Genomic DNA, 4,757 nt, shown 5'->3' on the forward strand with positions numbered 1-4,757 from the left:
CCGACCAGTTGTGCATCGTGCGCTTCGGCAGCGCGTTGTCGACCGTGCCGGACACCCGCGTGCGGCTGAACGACGGGTCGACGCGCACGGTCGGCGCCAGCGGGGCTTCGCGCACGCCGAGCAGCGCCTGCGCCTGGTCGACGCGCGCGGCCGCCGCGCGGATGTCGAGGTTGTGCGCGAGTGCGGCGTCGACGAGGCGGCCGAGTTGCGGGTCACCGAACCACGCGGGCCACGCGGCGAGCGACGGTGCGTGCGCATCGGTCGCCGGATCGGCATGGCGGAACCGGTCGGTTTCGACCGGGGCGGGCGCGAGCGGCTGCGGTGCGATCGAGCACGCGGCCAGCAGGCTCGCGGCGAGCAGGGCGAAGACGCGCGTCATCGCGATTCGCTGCCGGGTTGCAGCGTGACGACGACCGACAGCCCGGGCCGGATGCGCGGCTCCGTCGCGGCCGGGCCGTCGAGCAGGATCTTCACGGGCACGCGCTGCGTGACCTTCGTGAAATTGCCGGTCGCGTTGTCGGGCGGCAGCAGCGCGAACTGCGCGCCGGTCGCGGGCGACAGGCTGTCGATGCGGCCGCTGAACGCGCGCTGCGGCAGCGCATCGAAGCGCAGTTGGACGGCGTCGCCGGCGCGCACGTGCCGCAGCTGTGTCTCGCGGAAATTGGCGACGATCCACGGATGCGGCTCGACCAGCGTGAGCAGCGCCTGGCCGGGCGCGACATGCTCGCCGGTCTCGACGGTCTTCTTGCCGACGTAGCCGTCCGACGGCGCGACGACCGCCGTGTAGCCGAGTTGCAGCAGCGCGTCGTGCAACTCGGCGTCGTTCTGGCTCGACGCGGCCTCGGCGGCCTGAGCGGCGGCGAGCGCGCTGCGCCGTTGCGCATCGGCCGCCGCGACGCGCGCGCGGGCCGACTTGCGGGCGGCATCGGCCGCATCGAACTCCTGCTTCGACAGGCCGCGCGGCGTCTCGCGGGTCAGTTCGCGGGCACGGGCGTAATCGAGTTCGGCCTTTTCGGCGTCGGCGTGCGCCGACACGAGCGCCGCATCCGCCTGCTCGATCAGCGCGCGTGCGCGGCTCGCATCGGCATGCGCCTGGGCGACGCGGGCACGCTGCGCCGCGACGCGCACGTCGAAGTCGCGCCGGTCGATCTGCACGAGCGCGTCGCCCGCATGCACGAACTGGTTGTCGTCGACGAGCACACGCTCGACCGTGCCGGCGACGCGCGGCGAGATCACGTGCAGGTGGCCGGTCACGTACGCGTCGTCGGTGCCGCGATCGCGTGCGTCGAACTCGCACACGAGCAAGGCGACGAGCAGCAGCGCGATCACGGCGATCGCGACGACGCCCAGCCGCCGGGAACGCGCGGGCGCAGCGGGCGACGGTGCGGAAGAGGGTGGGGTCATGATCGGCAAACTCCGTCGTACGGGCAGGATTCGACGCACCGCGTTATGCTTGCGCCAGCTTGACAGGCGGGAGCCGCTCGACGATGAACACGACGTTCGCCACCGGCAGTGCCGTGCCGGCGCCGGCCGCAGGCCCGGCCTCCGACATCCCGACGTTTCGGTCGATCGCCGCGATCGCGGCCGTGCTGCTCGGCGCGATCATCGCGACGCTGACGTCGCGCATCACGTCGCTCGGGCTGGCCGACGTGCGCGGCGCGCTCGGCGTCGGCGTCGACGAAGGCGCGTGGATCAACACCGCGTTCACCGCGTCGCAGATGTTCGTCGGGCCGCTCGCGATCGCGGCGGCCTTCATGTTCGGCACGCGCCGCGTGCTGGTCGCGGGCGCCGTGGTGTTTCTCGGCGCGGAAGCCGTGCTGCCGCTGTGCACGCAATTCGGCGCGTTCATCGTGTGCCAGGCGATCGCGGGGCTCGCGTCCGGCGTGTTCGTGCCGCTGACGGTCGGCTTCGTCGTGCGCACGCTGCCGCCGCGGCTGATTCCGTTCGGCATCGCCGCGTATGCGATGAATCTGGAGATGTCGCTGAACCTGTCGGCCACGCTCGAAGGCTGGTACAGCGAACATCTGAGCTGGCGCTGGCTGTTCTGGCAGAACGCGGCGCTGACCGTGCCGTTCATCGCGTGCCTGATGCTGTCGCTCGCCGACGAGCCGATCAAGCGCTTCGCGTCCGGCATCGATGCGCGCGGGATGCTGCTCGGCGCGGGCGGGTTTGCGTGCCTGTGCATCGCGCTCGACCAGGGCGAGCGGCTGTTCTGGTTGCAATCGCCGTTGATCGTCGCGTTGCTGGCCGCCGGCATCCTGATGATCGCCGCATTCCTGATCCACGAACTCGCGTCGCCGCGCGCCGGGCTGGATCTCGGCTACCTCGCGCGGCCCAACATCGCGCTGCTGATCGTGCTCGTCGGTCTCGTGCGTTTCACCGTGCTCAACACGAGCTTCATCCCGTCGCTGTTCCTCGCCAGCACGTACGGCCTGCGGCCGTTGCAGATCGGCGATACGCTGCGCTGGATCGCGATCCCGCAACTGCTGTTCGCGCCGTGCGTCGCGCTGTTGCTGCAGCGGGTCGATCCGCGCCGGCTGATCGTCGCCGGCTTCGCGATGGTGGCGATCGCGTTCGCGCTCGGGTCGCGGCTCACGCCGGTGTGGGCCGAGCCCGACTTCATCCCGTCGCAGCTGCTGCAGGCGCTCGGTCAGACGATGGCGCTCACGTCGGTCATCTTCTTCTTCGGCAAGCACGTGACGGCCGAGCACGCGTTGACGTTCGGCGCGGTCGTGCAGGCGACGCGCCTGCTGAGCGGGCAGCTCGGCACGACGTCGATCGCGGTGATTCAGCGGATCAGGGAGGCTACCCATTCGAATCTCGTCGGTCTGCATGTGTCGCTGTCGGATCCCGAAACGCTCGAACGGCTGCGGGCCGGCGCGGCGTCGCTGGTCGCGCATGGCGCCACGTTCGCGACCGGCAACCAGGCGGCCTATGCGCTCGTCGATCGCGCAGTGCGCGTGCAGGCCACGACGCTCGCGCTGGCCGACAACTTCCGGGTGGCGATGGCGTTCGCGCTCGCCGGCGCGCTGCTCGGCATCCTGTTGCGCCCGGTGCGGGCGCCGTAAGTGTGGCACCGGGCGGTCTGAAATTTCCTGAAAAGTCCTGAACGGCGCGTCCGTCGCGTCCGTCGCGGCAGCATGCGCGCTGCCGCGACGGACCGCGTGCTTACGCCTGCAGGAACGCAAGCAGCTCGGCGTTGATGCGATCGGCGTTCACGACGCACATGCCGTGCGAGCCGCCTTCGATCACCTTCAGCACCGCGTGCTTGACGATCTTCGACGACAGCCGGGCCGAATCGTCGATCGGCACGATCTGGTCGTCGTCGCCGTGCAGCACGAGCGTCGGCACGTCGATCTTCTTCAGGTCGTCGGTGTAGTCGACTTCCGAGAACTCCTTCACGCACAGGTACTGGCCGTGGATGCCGCCCATCATGCCCTGCGACCAGAATGCGTCGATCGTGCCCTGCGACACCTTCGCGTTCGGCCGGTTGAAGCCGAAGAACGGCACGGCGAGATCCTTGTAGAACTGCGAGCGGTTCTCCGCGACGTTCTTGCGGATGCCGTCGAATACTTCCATCGGCAAGCCGCCCGGATTGGTCGGCGACTTCACCATCTGCGGCGGCACCGCGCCGATCAGCACCGCCTTCGCCACGCGCTTCGTGCCATGGCGGCCGATGTAGCGCGCGACTTCGCCGCCGCCGGTGGAGTGGCCGACGAGCGCGGCTTCACGCACGTCGAGCGCGTCGAGCAGCGCGGCGAGATCGTCCGCATACGTGTTCATGTCGTTGCCGCGCGACGGCTGGCTCGAACGGCCGTGGCCGCGGCGGTCGTGCGCGATCACGCGATAGCCGTGCTGCACGAGGAACAGCATCTGTGCGTCCCACGCGTCCGCGCACAGCGGCCAGCCGTGCGAGAACACGACCGGGCGGCCGCTGCCCCAATCCTTGAAGTAGATCTGCGTGCCGTCCTTGGTGGTGATCGTGTTCATCGTGTGCGCTCCTGAGTGGGCCGAAGAGGGGCTGTGGGACGGCGTGCCGGCCGCGGCCGCTATGGCGGGCAGCGCGGCTGCGGCAACGGCCGTCGCGCCGGCGAGCAACATGTCGCGGCGGCGGGCCGACGAAACGGCGTCGGTCTGTTCGGGATGCATCTGGACTCCTGAGGTATGCGGCGGCGAGGCCGCACGGGATGGTGGATCGGTGGCGGCTGGTCGCGGCCATCCCGCCCGGCAGCCGGCCGGCGTGCGCCGTCGCGCGTCGATGGTGGCGCGCGGACGAACGAATGCCGTCGGGAGCGTAATCCGGCGCGGTGCGCGCCGTACTGAAATCCGGCTGAATTCTCTTGAACGCCGCGGCGCCGCCAACGGATTTGCCGCACTGCAGAAAAATTAAGGCCGCGACCGGGACTCTTCAGCGCACGGCGGCTATCGTCAGCATCGGGTCATCGGCACACGTCGCGCGCCACGCGAACGGGGCCGACCGGCCCGCGCCGCCCGTCACCTGCCTGGATAAGCCGCCATGGACGCCTTCAATCGCTGGGAGCACATGATCACGTCGCTCGGACCGCTATCTGCCACGGGCGTCCGGATGCCGCCGCTGCCGCGCACGCGAGAGGCGGACGGCTCGCGTCGCCCGCATCGGGACGATGCGCCGGTGCCGTCGAGCGGCGACGTGCGCCGCCGCAGCGCGATCGTCGCCGTCGAGCGGCAGACCGATTCGTCGATGCTGGTGTCGTGGAGCGATCCGACGCGCTGCCGCT

General features: G+C 70.4%; 4 protein-coding genes and 2 pseudogenes. 3 read left to right on the top strand and 3 right to left on the bottom strand.

Annotation, left to right across the window (positions count from 1 at the left end; all coding sequences use genetic code 11):
- Window positions 1-379 (bottom strand): annotated as a pseudogene (locus JMF90_RS24575) (TolC family protein); the annotation flags it as partial.
- Entirely contained in the window at window positions 376-1,404 is a 1,029-nt protein-coding gene (locus JMF90_RS24580) for an HlyD family secretion protein (RefSeq protein ID WP_201317360.1), read from the bottom strand. The pseudogene JMF90_RS24575 and the gene JMF90_RS24580, both read right to left, overlap by 4 nt.
- An 83-nt stretch (window positions 1,405-1,487) precedes the next feature.
- Here JMF90_RS24580 and JMF90_RS24585 point away from each other — a divergent pair, with 83 nt between their 5' ends.
- On the top strand, window positions 1,488-3,068 hold the full coding sequence (locus JMF90_RS24585) for an MFS transporter (RefSeq protein ID WP_201317359.1): 1,581 nt from the start codon (window positions 1,488-1,490) through the stop codon (window positions 3,066-3,068).
- A gap of 100 nt (window positions 3,069-3,168) precedes the next feature.
- On the opposite strand, the gene JMF90_RS24590 is transcribed toward JMF90_RS24585, so the two are convergent.
- Window positions 3,169-3,990, bottom strand: coding sequence for an alpha/beta fold hydrolase (locus JMF90_RS24590; protein ID WP_230462067.1), 822 nt, complete (start codon window positions 3,988-3,990; stop codon window positions 3,169-3,171).
- On the opposite strand from JMF90_RS24590, the gene JMF90_RS40230 reads away from it, so the two are divergent.
- Window positions 3,971-4,390 carry a hypothetical protein gene (locus JMF90_RS40230; protein ID WP_236593050.1) on the top strand — a complete coding sequence of 140 codons (420 nt, stop codon included), beginning with the start codon at window positions 3,971-3,973 and terminating at the stop codon, window positions 4,388-4,390. The two genes, JMF90_RS24590 and JMF90_RS40230, sit on opposite strands and share 20 nt — an antisense overlap.
- A gap of 126 nt (window positions 4,391-4,516) precedes the next feature.
- Window positions 4,517-4,757, top strand: a pseudogene (locus JMF90_RS24595) (hypothetical protein); the annotation flags it as partial.

Source organism: Burkholderia sp. E168m23 (assembly GCF_016586125.1).
Taxonomy (GTDB): Bacteria; Pseudomonadota; Gammaproteobacteria; order Burkholderiales; family Burkholderiaceae; genus Burkholderia; species Burkholderia orbicola.

Bases quoted from the DNA above. Each gene is read 5' to 3' on its own strand.
- JMF90_RS24580 (WP_201317360.1), bottom strand. From the start codon at position 1,404: ATGACCCCACCCTCTTCCGCACCGTCGCCCGCTGCGCCCGCGCGTTCC.
- JMF90_RS24585 (WP_201317359.1), top strand. From the start codon at position 1,488: ATGAACACGACGTTCGCCACCGGCAGTGCCGTGCCGGCGCCGGCCGCA.
- JMF90_RS24590 (WP_230462067.1), bottom strand. From the start codon at position 3,990: ATGAACACGATCACCACCAAGGACGGCACGCAGATCTACTTCAAGGAT.